General features: G+C 69.7%; 23 protein-coding genes. 20 read left to right on the top strand and 3 right to left on the bottom strand.

Annotation, left to right across the window (positions count from 1 at the left end):
• Positions 1-36 precede the first annotated feature (36 nt).
• The 4 genes from IPV10_RS12075 to IPV10_RS12060 all read left to right on the top strand — a co-directional run bounded on the left by IPV10_RS12075 (position 37) and on the right by IPV10_RS12060 (position 4,533).
• Entirely contained in the window at positions 37-1,191 is a 1,155-nt protein-coding gene (locus IPV10_RS12075; protein WP_207484193.1) for a heparan-alpha-glucosaminide N-acetyltransferase domain-containing protein, read from the top strand.
• Complete coding sequence (locus IPV10_RS12070; RefSeq protein WP_207484191.1) at positions 1,188-2,024, top strand: aldo/keto reductase; 837 nt, start codon at positions 1,188-1,190, stop codon at positions 2,022-2,024. Before IPV10_RS12075 ends, IPV10_RS12070 begins: the two co-directional genes overlap by 4 nt.
• Before the next feature lie 92 nt (positions 2,025-2,116).
• On the top strand, positions 2,117-2,686 hold the full coding sequence (msuE, locus tag IPV10_RS12065; RefSeq protein ID WP_207484189.1) for an FMN reductase: 570 nt from the start codon (positions 2,117-2,119) through the stop codon (positions 2,684-2,686).
• A 47-nt stretch (positions 2,687-2,733) separates the two neighbouring features.
• Positions 2,734-4,533, top strand: coding sequence for a thioredoxin domain-containing protein (locus IPV10_RS12060; protein ID WP_207484187.1), 1,800 nt, complete (start codon positions 2,734-2,736; stop codon positions 4,531-4,533).
• On the opposite strand, the gene IPV10_RS17205 is transcribed toward IPV10_RS12060, so the two are convergent.
• Entirely contained in the window at positions 4,517-4,642 is a 126-nt protein-coding gene (locus tag IPV10_RS17205) for a hypothetical protein (protein WP_278249341.1), read from the bottom strand. The two genes, IPV10_RS12060 and IPV10_RS17205, sit on opposite strands and share 17 nt — an antisense overlap.
• Before the next feature lie 70 nt (positions 4,643-4,712).
• Here IPV10_RS17205 and IPV10_RS12055 point away from each other — a divergent pair, with 70 nt between their 5' ends.
• Genes IPV10_RS12055 through IPV10_RS12045 form a run of 3 tightly spaced genes read left to right on the top strand, consistent with a single transcriptional unit; the run spans position 4,713 to position 7,714 of the window.
• On the top strand, positions 4,713-5,804 hold the full coding sequence (locus IPV10_RS12055) for a histidinol-phosphate transaminase (protein WP_207484185.1): 1,092 nt from the start codon (positions 4,713-4,715) through the stop codon (positions 5,802-5,804).
• Entirely contained in the window at positions 5,801-7,225 is a 1,425-nt protein-coding gene (locus IPV10_RS12050) for an amino acid permease (RefSeq protein WP_207484183.1), read from the top strand. The genes IPV10_RS12055 and IPV10_RS12050 overlap by 4 nt, the downstream gene beginning before the upstream one ends.
• Before the next feature lie 3 nt (positions 7,226-7,228).
• Positions 7,229-7,714, top strand: a complete 486-nt coding sequence (locus IPV10_RS12045; protein WP_207484181.1) for an Lrp/AsnC family transcriptional regulator — start codon at positions 7,229-7,231, stop codon at positions 7,712-7,714.
• Between the two features lies 1 nt (position 7,715).
• Here the strand turns inward: IPV10_RS12045 and IPV10_RS12040 are convergent, their stop codons facing one another.
• A complete protein-coding gene (locus IPV10_RS12040; protein ID WP_207484179.1) occupies positions 7,716-9,299 on the bottom strand; it encodes a dolichyl-phosphate-mannose--protein mannosyltransferase in 1,584 nt (527 codons plus the stop codon).
• 48 nt (positions 9,300-9,347) lie between these two features.
• Here IPV10_RS12040 and rsmI point away from each other — a divergent pair, with 48 nt between their 5' ends.
• From rsmI to IPV10_RS12015, 5 genes are all read left to right on the top strand, one after another.
• On the top strand, positions 9,348-10,169 hold the full coding sequence (gene rsmI, locus IPV10_RS12035) for a 16S rRNA (cytidine(1402)-2'-O)-methyltransferase (RefSeq protein ID WP_207484171.1): 822 nt from the start codon (positions 9,348-9,350) through the stop codon (positions 10,167-10,169).
• Complete coding sequence (locus IPV10_RS12030) at positions 10,166-10,810, top strand: class I SAM-dependent methyltransferase (RefSeq protein WP_307861121.1); 645 nt, start codon at positions 10,166-10,168, stop codon at positions 10,808-10,810. The genes rsmI and IPV10_RS12030 overlap by 4 nt, the downstream gene beginning before the upstream one ends.
• 47 nt (positions 10,811-10,857) lie before the next feature.
• On the top strand, positions 10,858-12,396 hold the full coding sequence (locus tag IPV10_RS12025) for a molybdopterin-dependent oxidoreductase (protein ID WP_207484169.1): 1,539 nt from the start codon (positions 10,858-10,860) through the stop codon (positions 12,394-12,396).
• Positions 12,397-12,462: 66 nt separating this feature from the next.
• The gene (gene metG / locus IPV10_RS12020) at positions 12,463-14,040 is read left to right on the top strand and encodes a methionine--tRNA ligase (protein ID WP_207484167.1); all 1,578 of its coding nucleotides are present in this window, start codon (positions 12,463-12,465) and stop codon (positions 14,038-14,040) included.
• A gap of 31 nt (positions 14,041-14,071) precedes the next feature.
• Complete coding sequence (locus IPV10_RS12015; RefSeq protein ID WP_207484165.1) at positions 14,072-14,968, top strand: TatD family hydrolase; 897 nt, start codon at positions 14,072-14,074, stop codon at positions 14,966-14,968.
• On the opposite strand, the gene IPV10_RS12010 is transcribed toward IPV10_RS12015, so the two are convergent.
• Positions 14,947-16,224: an MFS transporter gene (locus IPV10_RS12010; protein ID WP_207484163.1), complete on the bottom strand. Its 1,278-nt coding sequence runs from the start codon at positions 16,222-16,224 to the stop codon at positions 14,947-14,949. The two genes, IPV10_RS12015 and IPV10_RS12010, sit on opposite strands and share 22 nt — an antisense overlap.
• 36 nt (positions 16,225-16,260) lie before the next feature.
• On the opposite strand from IPV10_RS12010, the gene rsmA reads away from it, so the two are divergent.
• The 8 genes from rsmA (at position 16,261) to IPV10_RS11970 (ending at position 25,039) form a co-directional block, all read left to right on the top strand.
• A complete protein-coding gene (rsmA, locus tag IPV10_RS12005; protein ID WP_207484162.1) occupies positions 16,261-17,118 on the top strand; it encodes a 16S rRNA (adenine(1518)-N(6)/adenine(1519)-N(6))-dimethyltransferase RsmA in 858 nt (285 codons plus the stop codon).
• A gap of 9 nt (positions 17,119-17,127) precedes the next feature.
• The gene (gene mgrA, locus IPV10_RS12000) at positions 17,128-18,195 is read left to right on the top strand and encodes an L-glyceraldehyde 3-phosphate reductase (RefSeq protein WP_307861120.1); all 1,068 of its coding nucleotides are present in this window, start codon (positions 17,128-17,130) and stop codon (positions 18,193-18,195) included.
• A 13-nt stretch (positions 18,196-18,208) separates the two neighbouring features.
• Positions 18,209-19,141, top strand: coding sequence for a 4-(cytidine 5'-diphospho)-2-C-methyl-D-erythritol kinase (locus tag IPV10_RS11995; protein WP_207484160.1), 933 nt, complete (start codon positions 18,209-18,211; stop codon positions 19,139-19,141).
• A 101-nt stretch (positions 19,142-19,242) separates the two neighbouring features.
• On the top strand, positions 19,243-19,668 hold the full coding sequence (locus IPV10_RS11990) for a hypothetical protein (RefSeq protein ID WP_207484158.1): 426 nt from the start codon (positions 19,243-19,245) through the stop codon (positions 19,666-19,668).
• Between the two features lie 144 nt (positions 19,669-19,812).
• On the top strand, positions 19,813-20,826 hold the full coding sequence (locus tag IPV10_RS11985) for a LacI family DNA-binding transcriptional regulator (protein WP_207484156.1): 1,014 nt from the start codon (positions 19,813-19,815) through the stop codon (positions 20,824-20,826).
• Between the two features lie 151 nt (positions 20,827-20,977).
• On the top strand, positions 20,978-22,498 hold the full coding sequence (mmsA, locus tag IPV10_RS11980) for a multiple monosaccharide ABC transporter ATP-binding protein (protein ID WP_242684922.1): 1,521 nt from the start codon (positions 20,978-20,980) through the stop codon (positions 22,496-22,498).
• Complete coding sequence (gene mmsB, locus IPV10_RS11975) at positions 22,495-23,862, top strand: multiple monosaccharide ABC transporter permease (protein WP_207484154.1); 1,368 nt, start codon at positions 22,495-22,497, stop codon at positions 23,860-23,862. The genes mmsA and mmsB overlap by 4 nt, the downstream gene beginning before the upstream one ends.
• Before the next feature lie 61 nt (positions 23,863-23,923).
• Complete coding sequence (locus IPV10_RS11970) at positions 23,924-25,039, top strand: sugar-binding protein (protein ID WP_207484152.1); 1,116 nt, start codon at positions 23,924-23,926, stop codon at positions 25,037-25,039.
• Positions 25,040-25,224: the final 185 nt, after the last annotated feature.

Raw genomic sequence — 25,224 nt, 5'->3', positions numbered from 1 at the left:
CCGCGATCAGGGTGCTTCGACGCCTAGGATGCAGCCGTGACGACTGCGCAGCACTGGTTCCGCGAGTTCGGGCGTCCGCCGCGCATCCTCGGCCTGGACGTCGCCAGGGGTTTCGCGATCCTCGGCATGGCCGGCGCTCACGTCGGCGAGACGGAGACGTTCGTGCTGTCCGACCCCGGCACCTGGACCGATCTCGTGCACGGCCGCTCCTCGATCCTGTTCGCGGTTCTCGCCGGGGTCTCGATCGCGCTGATGACCGGCCGCAGCGTGATTCCCGACCCCTCCCGGGTTCCGGGTCTCCGGCTGAACCTCGTCGGCCGCGGGGCGGTGATCTTCCTGATCGGGCTCGCGCTGGAGATGCTGAACACCCCGATCGCGGTGATCCTCACCGTCTACGGGCTGCTCTACGTCGCAGTGATCCCGTTCCTGCGCTGGCGGCCCTGGCAGCTGCTGATCGCCGCGGGGCTGCTGGCCCTCACGGGACCGGTGCTGCTCGCGCTCCTCGACGCGGTGACCCTGAACCCCTACGGCGCAGGGATCGACTTCGTGCTGTACGGCTCGTATCCCCTCACCGTGTGGCTCGCGTTCGTGCTCGGCGGGATGGCGCTCGGCCGCCTGCACATCGAGCGCACGCGCACCGCCGCGGTGGCGCTCGGGACCGGCATCGGGCTGATGATCGTCGGCTACGGGCTCGGAGCGATCGGCATCCTCGCCGGGTTCGCGGTGCCGGACGACGAGCGGTCGCCGGCCGGCGGCTGGGATACCTACCCGGATGCCCTCGCCGAGGCCGACCCGCTCGGCGTCACCCGCGCGGCCTTCTTCGCCGTGGAGCCGCACTCCGGCGGCACCGCCGAGATCCTCGGGTCGGGAGGATTCGCGCTCGCCGTCGTCGCGCTCTGCCTGCTGCTCAGCAGGCCGCTGCGCCCGCTGCTGCTGCCGCTGGGCGCCCTCGGTTCCATGCCGCTGTCGGCATACAGCGTGCATGTGCTCTCGATCGCCCTGATCGCAGGACCCGGCGGTTTCCTGTCCAGCAACGAGTTCTGGGCCCTGACCGCGATCGCGCTGATGCTCGCCGCGACTCTGTGGTCGATGCTGTTCGGCCGCGGCCCCCTCGAGCGCCTCGTCGGAGGAGCCGCTGCATGGGCAGCTGCCGCCCCGCCTCACTCAGCACCTTCTAGGCTGGAACCATGACGATTCCTGCACTCGAACTGAACGACGGCAACCTCATCCCGCAGCTCGGCTACGGCGTCTTCAAGGTGCCGCCGGCCGAGACCGAGCGCGCGGTCAGCGAGGCTCTGGAGATCGGCTACCGGCACATCGACACCGCGGCGATCTACGGCAACGAGGAGGGCGTGGGTGCGGCGATCGCGGCATCCGGCATCCCGCGTGACGAGCTGTTCGTCACCACCAAGCTGTGGAACGACCGCCACCACGGCGAAGAGCCGCAGGCGGCCATCGCGGAGAGCCTGGAGAAGCTCGGCCTGGATCGGGTCGACCTGTACCTGGTGCACTGGCCGACACCGGCGAAGGACGACTACGTGCACGCCTTCGCGAAGCTGATCGAGCTGCGCGAGGCCGGCCTCACCCGCAGCATCGGCGTCTCCAACTTCCTGGTCGCGCACCTCGACCGCGTGGTCGACGAGACCGGCGTCACGCCCGCCGTGAACCAGATCGAGCTGCACCCGGCCTACCAGCAGCGCGACGTCGTCGCCTGGTCCGAGGCGCACGGCATCCGCGTCGAGGCGTGGGGTCCGCTCGGTCAGGGCAAGTACGACCTCTTCGGCACCCCGGCAGTGGCGGATGCGGCTGCCGCCCACGGAGTCACCCCCGCGCAGGCGGTGCTGCGCTGGCACCTGCAGAAGGGGATCATCGTGTTCCCGAAGTCGGTGCGCGCAGAGCGCCTGCGCGAGAACCTCGACGTCTTCGGCTTCGAGCTCACGGATGCCGAGATCGCGGCGATCGACGCCCTCGACCCCCTCGACGGCTCGGGCCGGGTCGGCTCTCATCCCGACGACGTGAACTGACGCGACGACGCGCGGATTGAGTTCTGCTACCTCGCGTGACGCCCCGTGTCGCCTCCTGCGACGCGGGGCGTCCGCATGGCTACCGTCGAGGCATGACAGCTCGCTATCGCATCGTGGCCGTGTCCGGCTCACTGCATGAACCCAGCAAGACCACTGCTCTGGTGCGCGCGATCGCCGCAGCTGTCGCCGAGCGCGCCGAGGTCGACGTCGAGCTCATCGAGCTCACGGCCATCGGCCCCGCTCTCGCCGGAGCGCTCCGTCGCGACCACCTTCCGGCGGACGTCGAGGAGCAGCTCGTCGCGATCGAGGCCGCCGATCTGCTGATCGTCGGGAGCCCGGTGTACCGGGCGTCCTTCACCGGACTGTTCAAGCACCTGTTCGACTTCGTCGGCCAGTACGCGCTCGCCGGGAAGCCGGTGCTTCTGGCCGCCACCGGCGGCGGCGAGCGGCACGCCCTGATCATCGAGCATCAGCTGCGGCCGCTGTTCTCGTTCTTCCAGGCGCTGACCCTCCCGGTCGGCGTATACGCGAGCGATTCCGACTTCGACGGACACACGGTCACGTCGGACCTGCTCCGCTCGCGGATCTCGCTCGCGGTCGAGCGTGCGCTGCCGCTGATCGGCTACGCGGCGTCGCGCCGGGCCGAGGTGCTGGCGGGGTGAATCGCCGGCGGGGTGACCGCGCCGGCTCCGCGGCGTAGCGTGAGGGGATGACGAACCGGCTCGCCGACACGCTCAGCCCCTACCTCCGCGCGCATGCCGACAACCCCGTCGACTGGTATCCGTGGGGCCAGGAGGCGTTCGACGAGGCGCAGCGGCGCGATGTGCCGATGCTGATCTCGATCGGCTACTCGACCTGTCACTGGTGCCACGTCATGGCGCGCGAGTCGTTCGCGGACCCGGAGACCGCGGCGCTGATGAACGAGGGCTTCGTCGCGGTGAAGGTCGACCGCGAGGAGCATCCGGACGTCGACGGCGCGTACATGGCCGCGGCATCCGCGTTCACCCAGAATCTCGGCTGGCCGCTCACGGTGTTCGCGACGCCCCGCGGGCGGACGTTCTACGCCGGGACGTACTGGCCGCCGGACGTGCGCCCGCCGCTGCCGGCGTTCCGTGACGTGCTCGCCGCGGTCAGCGAGGCGTGGACCGTGCGCCGCGCGCAGGCGGAGGAGTCGGCGGATGCCGTGACCGAGGCGCTCGGACGGGCGGCGGCTTCCGCTGCGACCGACCTGCCGGAGGCGGCAGCCCTCGCGGCCGCGGCGGAGACGATCGCCGCACGCGAGGATCGGGTCTTCGGAGGATTCGGCGGTGCACCCAAGTTCCCGGTCGCGACGACGCTGCGATTCCTGCAGAGTCCGCTGGTGCGACGTGAGGCGCAGGATGCGGCCGCCTCCGTGCGGCGGGCGCTCACCGCCATGTCCGGGTCTGCGCTGCGAGACGAGGACGGCGGCTTCTTCCGCTACGCCACGCAGCGCGATTGGAGCGTGCCGCACTACGAGCGGATGCTGACGGACAACGCGCAGCTGCTGGAGATCGCGCTCGACGAGGGCCAGACCACGGCGGCGCACGGGATCGCGGGGTTCCTGCTGACCACGCTGCGCCGGCCGGGCGGCGGTCTCGGGGCGGCGCAGGACTCCGAGTCGTGGATCGACGGCCGGCGCAGCGAGGGCGGCTACTATCTGCGGCCGGTCGCGGAACGGACCGGGCTCGAGCCGCCCGCGGTCGACGGCAAAGTGATCACCGGCTGGAACGGACTGGCGATCGGCGCACTCGCACGGGCGGGCACGACGCTCGGCGAGCCCGAGTGGGTGGCTGCCGCCGCGACGGCGGCGGACGAGGTGCTGCGGGTGAACCGGGCGGCGGACGGCAGGATGCTCCGAGCGTCGCTCGACGGGGTCGCATCCGCCGCGACCGCGACCGCGGCGGACCTCGGGCTGCTGGCCGAGGGGCTGTTCGCGCTGGCGGCCGCGTCCGGTGATGCGGCATGGGCGCTCCGGGGGCGTGAGCTGCTCGACGAGGCGATCGCCGGGGTCGACGGCGACCCGCTCCTCGTGGCGCAGGGCATCGCCGCATCCCCGGATCAGACGGACGGCGATCTGCCGAGCGATGTCGCGGCCGTCGCCGCAGCGGCGCTGAGCGCCTGGCGTCTGGGAGCGGGCGACCGCTACAGGGAGGCGGCTGTCTCGTCAGTGCGCGAGTATGCTGCGCAGGCGCTCGCCCAGCCGTTCGCGCACGGCAGTCTGCTACGGGTCGCCGCCGGGGTCGTGGAGCCGCCGCGGCAGATCGTCGTGGTCACGGACGACCCGGGCGGGGCGCTGGCGGCTGCGGCCAGACGAGCGGATGCCGACGTGATCGCCGTCGTCACACCTGCGCAGGCGCATGCCTTCGCAGACGCCGGCCTCGAGCTCTTCAAGGGCAAGGGCGAGGTGCCGGAGCGCGCCTACGACTGCCGTGCCTTCGTGTGCCGGCTCCCGGCGACCGATCCCGCGGCGCTCACGGCAGGGCGCTGACCAGCATTCGCACCGTGCTGTGCAGTCTGCGCAGTGATCGCACGATTTCACGGGGTTGACTGCGCGCGATGCGCACCTGTCGCTGCACCGATTGCTCAGCGGCGAGCATCCGGTCTAGTGTTGCGCGACAGCAGACGGACCCCGGCCTGACGCCGCGACTCAGCAAGGACGCTCAGACGATGACACTCCCCACCCGTGCCGGACTCGAGGCCGTACCCGCCTATCGCCAGGGACTCCCGGCCCCCGCAGGGGCGTCGAAGCTCTCCTCCAACGAGTCGCCGCATCCGCCGCTGCCCTCCGTCGTCGCGGCCGTGCAGGACCGGCTCGGCGGCATCAACCGCTATCCCGACATGAGCGCCGCCGCGCTCCGTGCCGAGCTCGCGGCCCGCTACGAGGTCGACGCGGCTCTGGTCACGGTCGGGGCGGGCTCCGTGGAGCTCGCGGCGCAACTCATCCACGCGGTCGCCGGAGACGGCGACGAGGTGATGTTCGCGTGGCGATCCTTCGAGGCCTACCCGTCACTGATCCGGATCGCCGGAGCGGTGCCGGTCGCGGTGCCGCTGAACGCCGAGCACGCGCACGACCTCGACGCCCTGGTCGCCGCGATCACCCCGCGCACCCGCCTGATCTTCGTGTGCAACCCGAACAACCCGACCGGGACAGTCGTCGGCGCGGACGCACTCGAGCGCTTCGTCGCGGCTGTGCCGCATGACATCCTCGTCGTGATCGACGAGGCGTACGTGCACTTCGACCGCACCGATTCCTACGGCGCCGGCATCGAGCTGTTCCGCCGTCACCCGCACGTCGCCGTGCTGCACACGTTCTCGAAGGCCTACGGTCTCGCCGGCCTCCGCATCGGCTACGCCATCGCGCCGGCGGAGGTCGCGGGCAATCAGCGCAAGGCCGCTATCCCGTTCGGCGTGACCGACCTCGCGCAGACCGCCGCCCGCGCCTCGCTCGCCGCCGAGGACGAGCTGGCCGTCCGCATCGACGAGGTGGTCGCGCAGCGCGACCGCCTGAACGCCCTTCTCACAGCGGCCGGCTGGCCCGCGGCCGCGTCGCAGGCGAACTTCGTCTGGGTGCCGGCCGGCGAGCGCACCGCCGCGCTCGAGTCGGTGCTCAGGGATGGCGGTGTGGTCACCCGCGCCTTCCAGGGCGAGGGCGTCCGGATCTCCTCCGGCTCATCGGAGGACATCGACCGGGTGGAGGCCGCACTCGCGGCATCCGCCACCGCATCCGACCTGTCCGTTCGCAAGGAGGCGACCGTATGACCGCAACCGAGGTCCCCGCGACCACGACCACGACCAAGGGCCTGCACCCGGGGCTCACGCGCCGGCAGATCTCGATGATGGGACTCGGCGGCGCGATCGGCGCGGGGCTCTTCGTCGGATCGGGTCAGGCGATCGGCCTGGCAGGGCCTGCGGTGCTGATCTCGTTCCTGGTCGCAGGCACGATCGTGGTGCTCGTGATGGCGATGCTCGCCGAGATGGTGGCCGCCCGGCCGAGCTCCGGGGCGTTCAGCTCGTATGCGCAGAAGGCGATGGGACGCAGCGCCGGCAGCGCCGTCGGCTGGCTGTACTGGATCCAGCTTGTGGTCGTGATCGCGGCCGAGGCCACCGGCGCCGCCGGGATCGTCGCGGGCTGGGTGCCCGCCGTCCCCGCATGGATGTGGGTGCTGATCTTCGTCGTCGCGCTCACCGCCGTGAACCTGTTCGGCGTGCGCAACTACGGCCGGTTCGAGTTCTGGTTCGCCGCCATCAAGGTGGCTGCCATCATCCTCTTCCTGATCGTCGGCGCGTGCGCGATCGTCGGACTCGTGCCGGGGGTCCCCGCCACCGGGATCGGCAACCTCGTCGCCGAGGGCGGGTTCGCGCCGCAGGGCATCACCGGCATCGCGGCCGCGCTCCTGATCGTGGTCTTCGCCTTCGGCGGCACCGAGGTCGTCGCGATCGCCGCCGCCGAGTCGGACGACCCGTCGCGGAACATCCGCCGCATCGTCCGCGAGGTGATGGTGCGGATCATCGTGTTCTACCTGGGGTCCATCTTCGTGATCGTCGCGGTGCTGCCGTGGAACGACCCCGCTGTCCTCGACGGCCCGTTCTCGGCCGTGCTCGCCACGGTGCGGGTGCCTGGCGTCGATCTGGTGATGTCGCTCATCGTCGTGATCGCGCTGCTCTCCGCGATGAACGCGAACATCTACGGCGCCTCGCGGATGGCGTTCTCGCTCGGTGAGCGCGGTCTCGCACCGATCGCCGCGACGCGCACCAGCGCGAAGGGCGTGCCGTACGTCGCGGTCCTGGCGTCCGTCGCCTTCGGCTTCGTCACCGTCGGGCTCAATTGGGCGTTCCCGGATGTCGTGCTGCCCGCGCTCCTGAACGTCGTCGGATCGACCCTGCTGGTCATCTGGACCTCCACCGCGGTCGCCCAGATCATCCTGCGCCGCCGTGCGGACAGGGCGGGCGAGGAGATGCCGATGAGGATGTGGGGCTTCCCGTGGCTGTCGTGGCTGTGCCTCGCGCTGCTCGCCGGCGTGGTCGCGCTGGCGATGGTGGACCCCGCCGCGCGCATCCAGCTGCTGCTGACACTGGGGCTCACCGGCGTGCTCCTGCTCATCGCCCGCGTGACGCGCGGCTCGGCTCGCCTCGGTGTCGTGCGGCCGGACGTCGCGCGGAACGATGCCGTGCGGGACTAACGGATGCGCATCGATCGCCTCGACGCCGCCCTCATCCGGCTGCTCACCGAGTCGCCGCAGCTCCCGGTCCTCGAGTGCGCGCGGCGGCTCGGCGTGGCGCGCGGCACGGTGACCAGCCGGCTCGCCCGGCTGCACGAGGGTGGCGTGATCGAGGCGATCGTCCCGCGCATCGATCCGGCCGGCTTCGGCTACGGCGTCGTCGCCTTCTGCCTGGTCGAGATCGACCAGAAGGTGGGGCATGACGATGTGGCCGCGGCGCTCGCGGATGCCGTGCCCGAGATCGTCGACATGCACACCGTCACGGGTGCCAGCGACATGCAGCTGAGGCTGGTCGCACGCGACGCCACCCGGCTGCAGGAGGTTCTCGATCGGGTCGCGCTGGTGCCCGGAGTCGCCCGGACCGCCTCATCGATCGCGATGCGCACCCACCTGTCCGGCCGGGTGCTGCCGCTGGTCGCGCACGTCGCCGCCGCTCAGGCGGGGGATTGACTCAGACCCAGCCGGGCAGCCAGTTGTGCAGCAGCCAGAAGTCGTACGGCACGCTGATGCCCGCCCACAGCGGGTAGTAGAACGCCGAGACGAGCACGAAGAATCCCAGGACGATCAGCACCGTCCGCTCGCCGGACTGGCGGCGATGCAGCGGATCGTCCCTGCGGCCGGCGATCTCCCGCAGCGCCAGGGCGAGGCTCAGCACGAGGAACGGCAGCATCGCCACCGTGTAGAACTGGAAGATCGTGCGCTCCGGGAACAGCAGCCACGGCACGTAGGCTGCGGCGAGGCCGACGAGCGGGTAGCTGAGCTCCGGTCCGACGGGCCGCCGGAGGATCAGGCCCCGCACCAGCCGATAGATCAGGTAGACGGATGCCGCGACTCCGGCGTACCAGATCAGCGGGTTCGGGATGCTGGAGATCACCGCGATGCAGCGGTCGACGCCGCACGGCGCAGGGTCCGTGCCGACCCACACGGCGGTCGGGCGAAGCAGGAACGGCCACTCCCAGGCGGGGCTCGCGTACGGGTGGCCGCGGTTCAGCCCGACGTGGAAGCCGAGGATCGACTGGTGGTACTTCCACAGCGCCACGAGCGGGTTCGCGTCGCTCTGGCGGTCGTAGCCGCCGGCGGTGACGAACCAGCCCGTCCAGCTGATCAGGTAGACCGCGAGCGCGGGGAACACCAGCAGCAGGAACGACACGGGGCCCTGCCGGAACGCGGCGTCGGCGGGCCACAGCACCACGCCTGCACGACGTCGGGCGAGAGCATCCGTGACGACGATGTACAGTCCGAAAGCTGCGAGCGCGTACAGCCCCGACCATTTCACCGCCGAGGCCGCGCCGAGCGCGATCCCCGCGGCGATCAGCCAGGGCCGGCGCCAGATCACACGCCCCCACATCGGGTCGGGTGAGCTCCCGTCGCGCCGCTCCAGCGCCGGTATCGTCTGCCCGCGGTCGTGCAGGATGAACAGCGCGCCGAGCAGGATGAAGAACGTCAGCGGGGTGTCGAGGAGCGCGATCCGGCTCATCACGATGGCGAGGCCGTCGATCGCGAGCAGGGCGCCGGTGACCGTGGCGACCACGATCGAGCCGGTCAGCTTGCGGGCGATCAGATAGACGAGCAGGACCATCCCGGTGCCGAGCAGTGCGGTGGCCAGGCGCCAGCCGACGCTGTTGTCGGGGCCGCCGATCGCCATGCCGAGCGCGATCAGCCACTTGCCGAGCGGAGGATGCACCACGAACGCGCCGGTCGTGTCCAGCGGCAGCTGCTGGAGCGTGACGAAGGCCTCGTTCGCGTTCTCGCCCCAGGTGCCCTCGTAGCCCAGGGTCCACAGCGACCAGGCGTCCTTGACGTAGTAGGTCTCGTCGAAGGCGAGCTGGTGCGGATGGCCGAGGTTCACCAGCCGCAGCACGGCCGCGATGAGGCTCACGACGAGCGGGGCGAACCAGCGCAGCATCCGGCCCCAGTCGGGGGAGAGCAGGATGCGATCGCGCAGCCGTCCGTAGCGCGTCAGGCGGTCCTGGAGAGCAGGCAGCAGGGGTGCGGATGCCGGCTGCCCCCCGTCGTCCTGCCGTAGATCGGTCACCGCTCCAGACTAGACAACCCGCGTCGGCTGCCCGCCTAAGCTGGGCGGGTGATCATCCTCGCAGCCACCCCGATCGGAAACCTCGGCGATGTCTCCCGCCGTCTCGTGGAGGTGCTGGAGAACGCCGAGATCATCGTCGCGGAGGACACTCGCACCACGCAGCGGCTGATGAAGGCCTTGCTGATCGAGAACCGGCCCCGGCTGATCGCCCTGCACGACCACAACGAGAAGCAGAAGGCCGCCGAGCTCGCGGCTCTCGCCGCGGAGACGGATGTCGTGGTGATGAGCGACGCCGGGATGCCCGCGATCAGCGACCCGGGGTACGGGCTCGTGGCTGAGGCCGTCGCGCAGGGAGTCACGGTCACGGCGATCCCCGGGCCGAGCGCCGTCCTGATGGCGCTCGCGATCTCCGGGCTGCCCACCGACCGGTTCACGTTCGAGGGGTTCCTGCCGCGGAAGTCGGGGGAGCGGCGCTCGTCTCTGCGCGCCCTCGCCTCCGAGCCGCGCACGATGGTCTTCTTCGAGTCGCCGGCCCGGCTCGCCTCGACGCTCGCCGACATGGGCGAGGCGTTCGGCGCCGACCGGCGCATCGCGGTCTGCCGCGAGCTCACGAAGTTCTATGAGGAGGTGCGCCGCGGCACCTCCGCCGAACTCGTCGAGTGGGCATCCGCCGGAGTCAAGGGCGAGATCGTCGTCGTCGTGGAGGGCGCGCCGCATCGCGAGGCCTCGGCGGACGACGCGCTGACGCAGGTGCAGACACTCGTCGCCTCCGGCATCCGTCTGAAGGATGCCGCCTCCGAGGTCGCCGCCCTCACCGGGCTCTCCTCCCGCGACCTGTACCAGGCCGCGCTCGCCGCCCGGAAGCTGTGAGAGCTGGCAGGAACGCAGCGGATGTCGACACTGCCGCCGCGTACGACACCAGGGCTGCCGAGTACCTCGAGGTCGCAGGGACTCTCGCGCAGATGGATGCGCGTGACCGGGCGCTCATCGAGACCTGGCGCGATGTCACGCCCGGACTGCTGCTGGATGCCGGCTGCGGACCCGGCCACTGGACCGACCTGCTGGGTCACGGTGGCCGTGAGGTTCGCGGGGTCGACCTGTCTCAGCAGTTCATCGCGTCGGCGAGGTCGCGGCATCCGCATCTGACGTTCGACGTCGGGAGCTTCCGCGACCTGCCGCTCGACGACTCGTCGGCCGGAGGCATCCTCGCCTGGTACTCGCTGATTCACACGCCGCCTCTTGACACCCCCGCCGTGCTGGCGGAGTTCGCCAGGGTGCTCGTCCCGGGCGGCAGCATCCTGATCGGGTTCTTCGAAGGGGAGCCGCGCGAGCCCTTCGCGCACGCGGTCGCGCCCGCCTGGTTCTGGTCGCCGGAAGCGCTCGCCGAGCTCCTTGCGGATGCCGGCTTCGCTGTGGACGCCATCCACCGCCGGGGCCGAGAGGTCGGGGAGATCAGCGTGCGTCCGCACGCCGACATCACGGCGACCCTCGTGTCCGTCCTCGATCTGTAATCGGCGCGGGGAATGCCATGACCCCGGGTGCGCGTAGCCTCGACCTCATGGATGATCGCGGCAGCGGCGTGACGCGCGGGGACCGGCTGCGGGCGGGTGCCTCGGGGCTCGCCGCGGTCGCACTCGGAGCAGGGCTCGGCGAGCTCGCGTCCGCGATCCTCCTCCCTGCGGCCAGCCCGTTCGCCTCGATCGGCGGTGCGCTGATCGACCTCGCGCCGAGCTGGGCCAAGGACCTCGCGATCGGTCTGTTCGGCACGAACGACAAGGCCGCCCTGCTCACCGGCATCGCACTCGTGCTCGCGGCGGCGGCCTTCGGGGCAGGCCTTCTCGAGCACCGTCGCACCCACGCGGGCTCCGCGGTCTTCGCGCTCTTCGGCGTCGTGGGCGCCGCCGTCGCGATGGGGCGCACCGGCATGGGGCCGCTCGCCTGGGTGCCCTCGATCGTGGCAGGCGGCGTCGGATTCCTGGTCCTGCGCGCTCTGATCGCTCGGCTGCGACCGTCCCCCGTCGGCGCGGGGGATGACCGGCGCCGCTTCCTGATCTGGACCGGCGCGACCGCGGCGCTCGGCGTGGTCGCGCTCGCCGCGGGGTCCGTCGTCCGGGCCGGCGCACGGTCGCTCGAGGCGGTCCGCGCAGCTCTCCGGCTGCCGGCCCCTGCGGCATCCGCACCATCCGTCCCCGAGACGGCTGAACTCGGCATCGAGGGGCTCGCGCCTGTCGTCACTCCGAACCGCGACTTCTACCGCATCGACACGGCGCTCGTCGTGCCGAGGGTGGACCCCGCCGACTGGAGCCTGCGCGTGCACGGCATGGTCGAGCGGGAGGTCACGCTGAGCTGGGACGAGCTGCTCGCCGAGCCGCTCCAGGAGGCCGACGTCACCCTCGCATGCGTGTCGAACCCGGTCGGCGGCGATCTGATCGGCAACGCGCGCTGGCTCGGGCTGCCGGTGCGCGAGCTGCTCGCTCGTGCCGGCATTCACGCGGATGCCGACATGGTGCTGTCTCGGTCGGTCGACGGGTTCACAGCATCCACCCCGCTCGAAGCGCTCACCGACGATCGCGACGCCCTGCTCGCCGTCGGCATGAACGGCGAGCCGCTCCCGATCGAGCACGGATTCCCCGTGCGGCTGGTCGTGCCGGGGCTCTACGGCTACGTCTCCGCGACGAAGTGGGTCACCGAGCTCGAGGTCACGCGCTTCGACCGCGCCACCGCGTACTGGACGACTCGCGGCTGGTCGGAGCGCGGGCCGATCAAGCTGCAGTCCCGCATCGACGTGCCGAGTCGGCGGCGGCGGACCGAACCGGGTGAGACCGTCATCGCGGGCATGGCGTGGCAGCAGCACGTCGGCGTCGGCGGTGTCGAGGTGCGTGTCGACGGCGGTGCGTGGCGGCGCGCGGAGTTGGCGACCCCGATCTCCGACGACACCTGGGTGCAGTGGAGTCTCCCGTGGACGGCCGAGGCCGGCGAGCACGACGTCGAGTGCCGCGCGATCGGCGCCGACGGCGACACGCAGACGGAGGAGATCCGTCCGCCCGCGCCCGATGGCGCACAGGGCTGGCACCGGATCCGCGTCACGGTCGGCTGAGCCGGTCGGCTGAGCGGGTCGGTGGGCGGCGTAACCAGTCCCGGCATCCCACCTAGAATTGACCGCATGCCCGCAGGCGAATCGTTCTACATCACCACGCCCATCTACTACCCCTCCGACGTGCCCCACATCGGTCACGGGTACACGTCGGTGGCGGTCGACGCGCTCGCGCGCTGGCACCGTCAGGGCGGGGACGACACGTGGATGCTCACGGGCACCGACGAGCACGGGCAGAAGATGCTGCGCGCCGCCGCGGCGAACGGCGTCACCCCGCAGGAGTGGGTCGACAAGCTCGTCACCGAGGCCTGGTTCCCGCTGCTGGAGACCCTCGACGTCGCGAACGACGACTTCATCCGCACCACGCAGGAGCGGCATGAGGATCGCGTGAAGAAGTTCGTGCAGGCCATCTACGACCGCGGGTACATCTACGCGGGCGAGTACGAGGCGCTGTACTGCGTCGGCTGTGAGGAGTTCAAGCCCGAGTCGGAGATCCTCGACGGCACCGGGCCCTTCGAGGGGCTGAAGGTCTGCGCGATCCACTCGAAGCCGCTCGAGCTGCTGCAGGAGAAGAACTACTTCTTCAAGCTCAGCGAGTTCCAGGACCGCCTGCTCGACCTGTACAAGACCCAGCCCGACTTCATCCGCCCGGAGTCCGCCCGCAACGAGGTCGTCTCGTTCGTGCGCCAGGGCCTGAAGGACCTCTCGATCTCGCGCTCCGCCTTCGACTGGGGCATCCCGCTGCCGTGGGACGAGTCGCACGTCATCTACGTGTGGGTCGACGCGCTGCTCAACTACGCCACGGCCGTCGGCTATGGAGAGGACGAAGCGACCTTCGACCGCCGCTGGCCCGCGTACCACGTGGTCGGCAAGGACATCCTCCGCTTCCACGCGGTGATCTGGCCGGCGATGCTGATGGCTGCGGGCATCGAGGTGCCCAAGGGCGTCTTCGCGCACGGCTGGCTGCTGGTCGGCGGCGAGAAGATGTCGAAGTCGAAGCTCACCGGCATCGCGCCGACCGAGATCACCGACGTCTTCGGCTCGGACGCATACCGGTTCTACTTCCTGTCGGCGATCGCGTTCGGGCAGGACGGCTCGTTCTCGTGGGAGGACCTCGCGGCCCGCTATCAGGCCGAGCTCGCGAACGGCTTCGGCAACCTCGCCTCGCGCACCACCGCGATGATCGAGAAGTACTTCGAGGGGATCGTCCCGCCCGCGGCGGACTACTCCGACAAGGACCTCGAGATCCAGCGGATCGTCGCGGATGCGGCGAAGAACGCGGATGCCGCGATCGAGCAGTTCCGCATCGACGAGGCGATCTCGTCGATCTGGACCATCGTCGACGCGCTGAACGGCTACATCACCGAGAACGAGCCGTGGGCGCTTGCCCGCGACGAGGCCCAGCGCGGCCGCCTCGGCACCGTGCTGTACACGTGCGCCGAGGGCCTGCGTGCGCTCGCCGTGCTGCTGTCGCCCGTGATGCCGCAGTCCACCGAGAAGCTCTGGATCGCACTCGGCGCCGCCGAGACGATCGGACGCCTGCAGGACCAGCCGATCCGCGAGGCCGGCGCCTGGGGCGTGCTGCGCCCCGGCACCAGCGTGAACGGCCTCGCGCCGCTGTTCCCGCGGGTGGAGTCCGCCGCCTGATGCCCCGCCCCCAGCCCGCGAGACTTCACGAATGTCACGAAATCCTGCCGAGAACATGACATATGTGAAGTCTCGCGAGCCGGAGGGGCGCAAGGACCTGCGGTATCCGGCGGCGCCGGAGGCGCTCACGGTCCCGGTGTACGACAATCACGCGCATCTCGAGATCGTCGACGGCGAGCAGCCGCTCTCGCTCACCGAGCAGCTCGACCGTGCCGAGGCCGTGGGCGTCGCCGGCGTCATCCAGGCCTCCGGCGACATCGAGTCCTCCCGCTGGGCCGTCGAGGCCGCGGCATCCGATGCGCGCGTGCTCGCCGCCGTCGCGATCCACCCGAACGACGCCCCCGCCTATGCGGAGGCAGGGCGCCTCGACGAGGCGATCGCGGTGATCGACGAACTCGCGGCGCACCCGCGCACGCGCGCGATCGGCGAGACCGGGCTCGACTTCTTCCGCACCGAGCACGAGCGCCAGGCGCCCCAGTTCGAATCCTTCGAGGCGCACATCGCCCTCGCGAAGAAGCACGGCATCGCCATGCAGATCCACGACCGCGACGCGCACGATGCCGTGCTGGAGACCCTCGGCCGCGTCGGGGCGCCGGAGCGGACCGTGTTCCACTGCTTCTCCGGCGACGAGGCGATGGCGAGGGTCTGCGCGGATGCCGGATACCACCTGTCGTTCGCCGGCAACGTCACCTTCAAGAACGCGCAGAACCTGCGCGACGCGCTGCAGGTCACCCCGCTGGATCGGATCCTGGTGGAGACCGACGCGCCGTTCCTGACCCCGGCGCCGCTGCGCGGCCGTCCGAACGCTCCGTACCTCGTGCCGATCACCGTCCGCTTCATGGCGGCCGAGCTCGGCATCGACGTCGACGAGCTCTCCGCGCAGATCGCCGCGAACACGCTCCGGGTCTACGGCTCGTTCGCCGACTGAACCGCCTCGTCGGCGCGCTTCGCGCTCACGATCTGCGAGATCGGCCGCCACACCAGGAGCAGCGTGATCGCGGCGCCGGCGAAGGCGAACCACCACGGCGCCGTCAGGCCCCACAGCTGGGCGATCACGCCGCCGAGCGCCTGCCCGATCACCATGCCGCCGAAGACGCCCACCATGTTGACCGAGGACACGCGGCCCTGCAGCTCCGCGGGCACCAGCCGCTGACGCACGGTGGTCGAGATGGTGCCCCAGATGAAGGCGTAGAAGCCGAACACGAACATGATCACCAGCGCCACCCAGCCGGTCGTCGTGAGCGCGAACGCGAGGTGCATGAGCACCTCGAGCGACAGCACCACGCGCATGAGCGTCGCGAACGACACGTGCCGTTCGAGCCAGCCGAAGCTCGCGGTGGCGAGGAGCCCGCCGGCGGCGGATGCCGTGGTGAGTGCTCCGTAGCCGACGGCGCCCATGTTCAGATGCTCCGTTGCGTACAGGACCAGCACGCCCCAGGGAGCGGCCCAGGTGATGTTGAAGACCAGGATGATCAGCACCAGCATCCGCACCGGGGGATTGCGCCACAGCCAGCGCAGTCCTTCGGCGATGTCGGTGTGCACCGGCGGGTGCGCGGCTCCCGAGCCCGACGAAGTGTCGCGCGGCGGCACCGGAGTGCGCGCCATCCGCGAGATCAGCACCACCGCGAGCCCGACGCAGACAACTTCGAGCAGGAACGGCCAGGCGGTGCCCGCGGCGAAGAGGAAGGCCCCGAGCGGGGGCCCGGCGAACTGGTTCGCGACCAGGTACCCGGTCTGCAGGCGCGCGTTGCCGATGCCGAGGTCATCGGGCTTCACGAGCATCGGCAGCAGTGTGCTCCCCGCGGTGTCGACGAAGACCTCGGCGGTGCCGTACAGGAAGGCGACGGCGAGCACGATCCAGATGTTCGCCACGCCGGTGATCAGGAAGACGCAGAGCGCGGCCAGCACGATGCCCCGCGCGGCGTTCGCGAACATCACGAGGCGGCGGCGGTCGAACCGGTCGGCGATCGCGCCGGCGTGCAGCCCGAACAGGAGCCAGGGCAGGAACTGCAGGATGGCGCCGGATGCCACCAGGATCGGCGAGGAGGTCATCGAGGCGATCAGCAGCGGCGCGGCCGCCAGGGCGACGCCGTCGCCGATGTTGCTGGTCCACGACGACGCCAGCAGCCAGCGGAAATCTCGCCCCATGCGGCGAGGCGCGATCAGTTCACCGAGGGAGGGCATCCGAGAAGACTACCGACAGTAGGGGACAATGGACGGATGACCGTCACCCTGCTCGGCGCCACCGAGATCCGCCGCCTCGCCGCCGAGCTCGACGTCACCCCGACGAAGAAGCTCGGCCAGAACTTCGTCGTCGACGCGAACACCGTCCGCAAGATCGTGCATGCCGCACGCGTCCAGCCGGGGGAGCACGTCGTCGAGGTCGGCCCCGGGCTCGGCTCCCTCACGCTCGCGATCCTCGAGGCGGGAGCGTCCGTCGCCGCGGTCGAGATCGACCACCGGCTCGCCGCGCGGCTGCCGCAGACGGCCGCCGACCACGGCGTCCCCGCCGGGATGCTCACAGTGGTGGATGCCGACGCGCTCCGGATCACCGAGCTCCCCGGCTCTCCGACGGTGCTCGTCGCGAACCTGCCGTACAACGTGTCGGTTCCGGTGCTGCTGCACTTCCTCGAGAACTTCGACCACCTCCAGCGCGGCGTCGTCATGGTGCAGGCCGAGGTCGCCGAGCGGATCGCGGCGAAGCCCGGCTCGAAGATCTACGGCGCGCCAAGCGTCAAGGCAGCCTGGTACGGCGAGTGGCGGCTCGCCGGAACCGTCTCGCGCCAGGTGTTCTGGCCGGTTCCGAACGTCGACAGCCTGCTGGTCGGCTTCGACCGCGCCGAGGGCGAGCGGGGACCCGTCGAGGAGCGCCGGCGCACGTTCGCGATCGTGGATGCCGCATTCAACCAACGGCGCAAGATGCTCCGCCAGGCGCTGTCGGGGATCTTCGGCAGCTCAGCCGCGGCATCCGAGATCCTGACCGCCGCCGGGGTCGCACCGACCGCGCGCGGCGAGGATCTCACGGTGGACGACTATCAGCGCATCGCGCAGCATGCCGGGGCGGTCGTCAAGGGCTAACCTGGCACGGTGACCGAGTCTCCGCGCTTCCGCCCCGATGTCCCCGAGCTGCACCGCCCGTACGCCGCCGCCGAGAACCGCTACCAGCAGTTCGAGTACCGTCAGGTCGGCACCTCCGGGCTGTACCTGCCGCCGATCTCGCTCGGACTGTGGTGGAACTTCGGCGACAACATCCCGCTCGACAACCAGCGCGCGCTGCTGCGTCACGCCTTCGACCGCGGCATCACGCACTTCGACCTGGCCAACAACTACGGACCGCCGTACGGCTCCGCCGAGAAGAACTTCGGCCGCATCCTCGCGGAGGACCTGCGCCCGTACCGCGACGAGCTGATCATCTCGTCGAAGGCCGGATGGGACATGTGGCCCGGTCCGTACGGCGACCTCGGGAGCCGCAAGTACATCCTCGCGAGCGCCGAGCAGTCGCTGACCCGGATGGGCCTCGACCACGTCGACATCTTCTACTCCCACCGCGCGGACCCGGTGACGCCGATCGCCGAGACGGTCGGCGCGCTCGACACCCTGGTGCGCCAGGGCAAGGCGCTCTACGTCGGCATCTCGTCGTACAGCGCCGAGCGCACCGCGGAGGCCGTCGCCGTCGCCGAGGAGCTCGGCACGCCGCTGGTCATCCATCAGCCGGCGTACTCGATCCTCAACCGCTGGATCGAGGGCGGGCTGACGGGCACGCTCGAGCAGTCGGGCCTCGGAGCCATCGCGTTCACGCCGCTCGCGCAGGGGCTGCTCACCGACAAGTACCTCGGCGACGGCACCGCCCAGCGCGCCCAGAAGCGCGGCTCGCTGCCTGACGCGCCGCTGACCGAAGGGGCGGTGCAGACGCTCCGCGCGCTGAATGAGGTCGCCCGTGAGCGCGGCCAGTCGCTCGCCCAGCTCGCGTTGCAGTGGACGCTGCGCAACCCGGTGGTCGCCTCGGCACTGATCGGCGCATCGCGACCGGAGCAGCTGGACGAGAACATCGCCGCGGTGAACGGACCGGCGCTGACGGCCGAGGAGCTCGCTCGCATCGACGAGCTGGCCGGCGGCATCGACGTCAACCTCTGGGCGAAGTCCTCGGAGCTGTGACGGAGCGCCCAGGATGATCTTCGCCACGTCGCCCGAGTCCGTGCACGTGCGGGCGCCGGGAAAGATCAACGTCTTCCTCGGCGTCGGAGAGCGGCACGAAGACGGCTACCACGCGCTCGCGACGGTGTTCCAGGCGGTGTCCCTGTACGAGGACGTCATCGCGCGGCACGCCGACGACTTCTCGATCACCGTGTCGGGAGTGGATGACGCGGATGCCGTGCCGCTCGACGACCGCAACCTGGCGATGCGCGCGGCGAAGCTGCTGGCCACAGCTGCCGAGTATCGCGGGGGAGTCGCGCTCGAGATCCGCAAGAACGTCCCGGTGGCCGGCGGCATGGGCGGCGGCTCGGCGGACGCCGCGGCGGCGCTCGTGGCCTGTGACGCGCTCTGGGGCACCGGGTTCTCCCTGGCGCGCCTGCACGAACTCGCGGCGCGGCTCGGTGCCGACGTGCCGTTCGCCCTGCACGGGGGCACCGCCGTGGGAACAGGACGAGGCGATCAGCTGAACCCCGCGCTCGCGCGGGGTCGCTTCGACTGGGTGCTCGTGACCAGCGATGAGGGCCTGTCCACTCCCGTCGTCTACGGACGGCTCGACGCGCTGCGCGACGAGGAGGGGGCGCTGGCGGACGACCCGCCGCTGTCGCTCGAGGTGCCGATCCCGGTGCTGCAGGCGCTGCGCTCCGGCGACCCGCACCAGCTCGCGGAGACCCTGTTCAACGACCTCCAGGCCGCGGCCGTGTACGAGCGGCCGGACCTCGCCGACACGATCCGCCTCGGTGTGCGCGCCGGTGCCCTGCACGGCATCGTGTCGGGCTCAGGCCCGACCGTGGCGCTGCTGTGCGCCGGGCCGGAGATCGCGCAGGAGGTGCAGTCCATCCTTCGCGAATCCGGGCTCGACCCGCTGCACGTGCACGGCCCGGTGCCGGGCGCACGCATCATCTCCTGAGCGGAGCCATGAGTTCATCCGCAGTTCACGGCGACCTGTGATCGGTAGCCGCCGGCCGCTCCTAGCCTGATTCCGAGGATCTCGACGAAAAGGGAGTGATCATGGGACTGTTCAAGATCAACAGGAAGTCGCTGCAGGAGCGTCAGGAGGAGGGCCTGCAGATGGCGGATGACATCGCCGCCGGTCGCGGACTGATGGGCAAGAGGACCAAGGCGTTCCTGGGGAGCGAGTTCACCGACGCGATGCAGCAGGCCACCTCTTCGATCCATCAGGCCGAGCACGTCGCCGCTCTGCGCGCCGCCGGGGTCCCCGCGGAGGAGGCGACCGTGCTCGCGCTGCAGGACACCGGCCAGACGATCAACGACAACCCGAGCATCGTGCCGACCGTGCAGCTGGGAGCGCAGGCGGTGGCGGTGCAGGCGCTGGTCTCGCGTCTGGAGATCCCTCGCGTCGGGGAGCAGGTGCACATCATGCGCGATCCGCAGACCGGAGGGCTGCTATACGCGGGACTCGCGCCGCGCGCCTGACGGGCGGGACGGAGAGGCCGGAGCCCGGGGTGGCTCCGGCCTCTCGCACGTCCTGGGGCACCTCTCGCGAGACAAGGTGCGCTCCGGCGTCCTGCGCGACATAATAGGGTGACGATGTGACCGTGCACATGCAAGGAGGCTGTGATGTCCACCGCCTCCGAGCGTGCGCGCTTGCCGAGCATCCGCGATGTCGCGCGTCTGGCCGGCGTCTCGCACCAGACCGTGTCCAGGGTGCTGAACGATCATCCGAGCATCCGCCCGGAGACGAAGGCGCGCGTGCTCGACGCGATCTCCGTCCTCGACTACCGGCCTAACCTCGCGGCGAGGGCGCTGGTGACGAGCAAGTCGAACATGCTCGGCATCCTCTCCGCGACCGTGGGGGAGTTCGGGCCGACGTCCTCGATCGTCGGCATCGAGGATGCCGCCCGAGAGGAGGGCTACTCGGTCTCCACGCTGAACCTGTCCGCGACCACGCCTGAGGCGATCGGCAGCGCCCTGCGCCAGCTCGCCCGTGAGCAGGTCGACGGCATCGTGGTGCTCGCGCCGCAGGTGAGGGTCTTCCATGTCCTCCGCGGCATGGCCGCCGACATCCCCTTCGTCACGCTGCAAACCGCCTCGGGCTCTGACGGCATCAGCCACTCCGCAGACCAGGTGGCGGGTGCACGGGCGGCCACGGAGCACCTGATCGCGCTGGGGCACAGTGACGTCCTGCATCTCGCAGGCCCGCAGGACTGGATCGAGGCGGAGTCTCGGATGCGCGGCTACCTGGACGCGCTCCGGGAGGCCGACCTGCCGACGTTCCCGCCGATCCGAGGCGACTGGACGGCGGACTTCGGGTACTTCGCGGCGCAGGAGCTGTCGCGCCGCCGCGACTTCACCGCGGTGTTCGCGGCGAACGACCAGATGGCGATCGGCCTCATGCACGGATTCCGGGACGCGCGGGTCCGGGTGCCGGAGGACGTGAGCGTCGTCGGGTTCGACGACATCCCGGTCGCCGCTCACGTCGCGCCGACGCTCACGACCGTGCATCAGGATTTCCCCGAGCTCGGGCGTCGTGCCGTCCGCATCCTCCTCGCGCAGATCAAGGGCGAGCAGGTGCCGGTGTTCGGCGCGCTGCAGACGACCCTGCGCGAGCGGGAATCGTCCGCGCCCCGTTAGCGCGTTTTCGCGCGCGGGCTTGACACGGGCCCGGCGAGCGAGGACTATGTAATCCAATGTGAACGGTCACATCGAAGGTGACCGCCCGTCGCGAGGAAGATCCGTGAGCACAACAGCAACGTTGCCGGTGGTGTCAGGCCCCATCTTGGAGATGCGCGGCATCACCAAGGAGTTCCCGGGCGTCAAGGCGCTCTCCGATGTGTCGATCACCGTCCGCTCCGGCGAGATCCATGCGATCTGCGGCGAGAACGGGGCAGGGAAGTCGACTCTGATGAAGGTGCTCTCGGGGGTCTACCCGTTCGGCACCTACGAGGGCGAGATCATGCTCTACGGCGAGGAGCAGCGGTTCAAGGACATCGCGGCCAGCGAGCACGCCGGCATCGTGATCATCCACCAGGAGCTCGCGCTCATCCCCGAGCTGTCGGTCACCGAGAACATCTTCCTCGGCAACGAGATCCGCCGGTTCGGCCGCATCGACTGGCAGGCGCAGAAGCAGCGCACCCTCGAGCTGCTCGCTCGTGTCGGCCTCAACGAGGATCCCGACGTCGCGATCAAGCACCTCGGCGTCGGCAAGCAGCAGCTGATCGAGATCGCGAAGGCGCTCAACAAGGACGTCAAGCTGCTGATCCTCGACGAGCCGACGGCCGCACTCAACGAGAACGATTCGCAGCACCTGCTCGACCTGATCCTCGGGCTGAAGGCCAAGGGGATCGCGTCGATCATCATCAGCCACAAGCTCAACGAGATCGAGCAGATCGCCGACGAGATCACGATCATCCGCGACGGCCGCACGGTCGAGACCCTCGACGTGTCCCGTGGCGAGATCAACGAGGACCGGATCATCCGCGGCATGGTCGGCCGATCGCTCGAGAGCCGGTACCCCGATCGCACGCCCCAGATCGGCGAGGTGTTCTTCGAGGTCAAGGACTGGTGGGTGCAGCATCCGACCGTCTCCGAGCGCATGGTCGTGAAGGGCTCGAGCATCGACGTGCGCCGCGGCGAGGTCGTCGGCATCGCAGGTCTCATGGGAGCGGGACGCACCGAGTTCGCGATGAGCATCTTCGGGCGGTCGTACGGGAATTTCCTCTCCGGCACCCTGACGAAGGACGGCCAGGAGATCGCGCTGCCCGACGTCGCCACCGCGATCAGGCACGGACTCGCGTACGTGAGCGAGGACCGAAAGGTGCTGGGGCTCAACCTGCTGGACACGATCAAGCGATCTACGGTCGCGGCGAAGCTGTCGAAGATCTCGAAGCGGGGAGTCGTCGACTCCCGCGAGGAGTACGCGGTCGCCGAGCAGTACCGCAAGGCGCTGCGCATCAAGACTCCGTCGGTGGAGGAGGGCGTCGGCAAGCTCTCCGGCGGCAACCAGCAGAAGGTCGTGCTGGCGAAGTGGATGTTCACCGACCCCGACCTGCTGATCCTCGACGAGCCGACCCGCGGCATCGACGTGGGCGCGAAGTACGAGATCTACGCGATCATCAACGAACTCGCCGCTCAGGGGAAGGGCGTCATCGTCATCTCCAGTGAGCTTCCCGAGCTGCTCGGCATCTCGGACCGCATCTACACCGTGTTCGAAGGTCGGGTCACCGACTGCATCCCGTCCGATCAGGCCACTCCGGAGGCGCTCATGCGCAGCATGACCTCCGCCACACAGAAAGCATCAGCATGAGCACTGATCCCTCCACCGGGAAGCGCGGCTTCCACTTCGGCGACATCAAGAAGATGTTCGGCGGCGGCCAGTCGACGCTTCGCCAGTTCGGCATCCTCGGCAGTCTCCTCGTCATCCTGCTGGTCTTCCAGATCCTGACGTTCGTGATCAAGGGACAGGGCCTGACGCTGTCGTCGGGCAACCTGATCAACGTCGTCAACCAGTACTCCTACATCCTGATCCTCGCGATCGGCATGGTGATGGTCATCATCATGGGGCACATCGACCTGTCGGTCGGATCGGTCGCCGCCTTCACCGGCATCATCGTCGCGAAGGCGATGTCGGAAGGGAATCTGCCCTGGCCGCTCGCGCTGCTGCTCGGCCTCGGCGTGGGCGTACTCGTCGGCGCCTGGCAGGGCTTCTGGGTCGCGTACGTCGGAGTTCCGGCGTTCATCGTGACGCTGGCGGGCATGCTGTTCTTCCGCGGTGCCAACCAGTTCATCGGGCAGTCCACGACCGTTCCGGTCGACCCCGGCTTCAAGGTGATCGGCGCCGGCTACCTGCCCGAGATCGCGCTGCCGCTGCCGTTCAACATCCCGACGATGATCCTCGCGCTGCTCGGCGTCGCCTGGATCGTGTTCTGGGAGATCCGCACGCGCCGGGTGCAGAAGAAGATGGGCTCGGACAGCGCCCCTGTGTGGGTGAGCGCGGTGAAGGTCGTCGTCCTGTCCGCGGTGATCCTCATCGCCGGCTGGCTGTTCGCGACAGGTCGCCCTGGTACGAGCTTCCCGATCTCCGGCGTCATCCTGCTGGTGCTCGTCATCCTCTACTCGTTCGTCACGAACAACACCGTCTTCGGACGCCACATCTACGCGGTCGGCGGCAACCGGCAGGCGGCTCGTCTGTCGGGTGTGAAGGACCGCTGGGTCGACTTCTTCGTGATGATGAACATGTCGGTCCTGGCCTCGCTCGCGGGCATGATCTACGTCGCCAGGGCGACGGCATCCGGTCCGCAGGACGGCAACGGGTGGGAGCTCGACGCGATCGCGTCTGTCTTCATCGGCGGTGCGGCCGTCTCCGGCGGCATCGGCACGGTGATCGGATCGATCATCGGCGGTCTCGTGATGGCGTTCCTGAACAACGGCCTCGCGCTGCTCGGCGCCGGCGCCGACGTGGTGTCGATGATCAAGGGCCTCGTGCTGCTGTTCGCCGTCGCTGTCGACGTGTGGAACAAGCAGCAGGGACGTCCGTCCATCACCGGGTTCATCATCCGCCGGTTCATCCGCCGATCGGATGCCGAGTCCGACATGTTCTCGCCTGACGAGAAGCTCAAGGCCAACCAGCCGTTCCAGACCCCCGCCGTCGACGAGGCGCGCGGCAAGTAGGCGGGAGTCTGTGCGCATGGCTCGCGCGCAGCATCCGTCTCTCACCACAGAAAGAGATCACATGAAGAAGATCATCGTCACAGCGACAGCGCTCGTCGCGGCGGCTGCCTTCACCCTCACGGGCTGCTCTTCGGAGCGTGGCGGCACCGGGACCGACCCTGCCGCGGAAGAGGCCTCGGGCTTCGAGGAGGGCGCCACGATCGGCGTCGCCCTTCCCGACAAGACCAGTGAGAACTGGGTTCTCGCCGGAAAGCTCTTCACCGACGGCCTGGAGGCTGCCGGCTTCAAGGCCGACGTGCAGTACGCGCCGGCCAGCAACACGGTCGCCGAGCAGCAGAACCAGATCCAGGCCATGGTCACCGGTGGTGCGAAGGTCATCATCATCGGCGCGAAGGACGGCAAGCAGCTCTCGACGCAGGTCGAGGCGGCTCGGGATGCCGGCGCGACCGTCATCGCGTACGACCGTCTGATCGAGAACACGGATGCCGTCGACTATTACGTCGCGTTCGACAACTTCAGGGTCGGCGAGCTCCAGGGCGAAGCGCTCCTCGAGGGTCTCGCCGAGCGAGCGGGTCACGAGGCTCCGTACAACATCGAGCTGTTCTCCGGTTCGCCGGATGACGCCAACTCGAAGGTGTTCTTCGACGGTGCGATGAGCGTGCTGCAGCCGAAGATCGATGACGGCACGCTGAACGTCGTGTCCGGCCAGACCGAGATCGCCCAGACGGCGACCGAGGGCTGGAAGGCGGAGAACGCTCAGCGCCGCATGGACTCGCTGCTCACCGCGAGCTACAGCTCGGAGACGCTGGACGGCGTGCTCTCGCCGAACGACACCCTCGCTCGCGCGATCATCACCTCGGTGCAGGGCGCGGGCAAGCCGGTTCCGGTCGTCACGGGTCAGGACTCCGAGGTCGAGTCGGTGAAGTCGATCATGGAGGGCATCCAGTACTCCACGATCAACAAGGACACGACGCTGCTCGTGGAGCAGTCGATCAAGATGGTCGGCCAGCTGCAGAAGGGCGACGAGGTCGACGTCAACGACACCGAGTCCTACGACAACGGCGTGAAGATCGTCGACTCGTACCTGCTCGACCCGGTGATCGTCACCAAGGAGAACGCGGAAGAGGCGTACGCCAACGTTCCGAGCCTCCTGGAGATCGTGAAGTCGTACCAGTAACGCTTCCCGCTCGGGATGCACGAGCCGTCCGGACCTTCTGGTCCGGGCGGCTCGTTCTGTTGCGTGCCGGTTGTGAGCGTTCCGGTCGCTGAGCGAGCGGAGCGAGACGAAACGCGGGTGCTCGCCTTGCCCTCTGGTCGTTGAGCGAGCGGAGCGAGACGAAATGTGTCGGTTCGTCGTCGGCT

Origin of the sequence: Microbacterium sp. SD291 (assembly GCF_017355365.1) — a bacterium.
GTDB lineage: Bacteria > Actinomycetota > Actinomycetes > Actinomycetales > Microbacteriaceae > Microbacterium.
The sequence above is the reverse complement of the archived record's forward strand: the minus strand, read 5'-3'. Positions and strand labels throughout refer to the sequence as shown.

Coding starts and splice junctions, on each gene's coding strand:
- IPV10_RS12070 (WP_207484191.1), top strand. CDS start 1,188: ATGACGATTCCTGCACTCGAACTGAACGACGGCAACCTCATCCCGCAG.
- msuE (WP_207484189.1), top strand. CDS start 2,117: ATGACAGCTCGCTATCGCATCGTGGCCGTGTCCGGCTCACTGCATGAA.
- IPV10_RS12060 (WP_207484187.1), top strand. CDS start 2,734: ATGACGAACCGGCTCGCCGACACGCTCAGCCCCTACCTCCGCGCGCAT.
- IPV10_RS17205 (WP_278249341.1), bottom strand. CDS start 4,642: ATGCTCGCCGCTGAGCAATCGGTGCAGCGACAGGTGCGCATCGCGCGC.
- IPV10_RS12055 (WP_207484185.1), top strand. CDS start 4,713: ATGACACTCCCCACCCGTGCCGGACTCGAGGCCGTACCCGCCTATCGC.
- IPV10_RS12050 (WP_207484183.1), top strand. CDS start 5,801: ATGACCGCAACCGAGGTCCCCGCGACCACGACCACGACCAAGGGCCTG.
- IPV10_RS12045 (WP_207484181.1), top strand. CDS start 7,229: ATGCGCATCGATCGCCTCGACGCCGCCCTCATCCGGCTGCTCACCGAG.
- IPV10_RS12025 (WP_207484169.1), top strand. CDS start 10,858: ATGGATGATCGCGGCAGCGGCGTGACGCGCGGGGACCGGCTGCGGGCG.
- metG (WP_207484167.1), top strand. CDS start 12,463: ATGCCCGCAGGCGAATCGTTCTACATCACCACGCCCATCTACTACCCC.
- IPV10_RS12015 (WP_207484165.1), top strand. CDS start 14,072: ATGTCACGAAATCCTGCCGAGAACATGACATATGTGAAGTCTCGCGAG.
- IPV10_RS12010 (WP_207484163.1), bottom strand. CDS start 16,224: ATGCCCTCCCTCGGTGAACTGATCGCGCCTCGCCGCATGGGGCGAGAT.
- rsmA (WP_207484162.1), top strand. CDS start 16,261: ATGACCGTCACCCTGCTCGGCGCCACCGAGATCCGCCGCCTCGCCGCC.
- IPV10_RS11995 (WP_207484160.1), top strand. CDS start 18,209: ATGATCTTCGCCACGTCGCCCGAGTCCGTGCACGTGCGGGCGCCGGGA.
- IPV10_RS11990 (WP_207484158.1), top strand. CDS start 19,243: ATGGGACTGTTCAAGATCAACAGGAAGTCGCTGCAGGAGCGTCAGGAG.
- IPV10_RS11985 (WP_207484156.1), top strand. CDS start 19,813: ATGTCCACCGCCTCCGAGCGTGCGCGCTTGCCGAGCATCCGCGATGTC.
- mmsA (WP_242684922.1), top strand. CDS start 20,978: ATGCGCGGCATCACCAAGGAGTTCCCGGGCGTCAAGGCGCTCTCCGAT.
- mmsB (WP_207484154.1), top strand. CDS start 22,495: ATGAGCACTGATCCCTCCACCGGGAAGCGCGGCTTCCACTTCGGCGAC.
- IPV10_RS11970 (WP_207484152.1), top strand. CDS start 23,924: ATGAAGAAGATCATCGTCACAGCGACAGCGCTCGTCGCGGCGGCTGCC.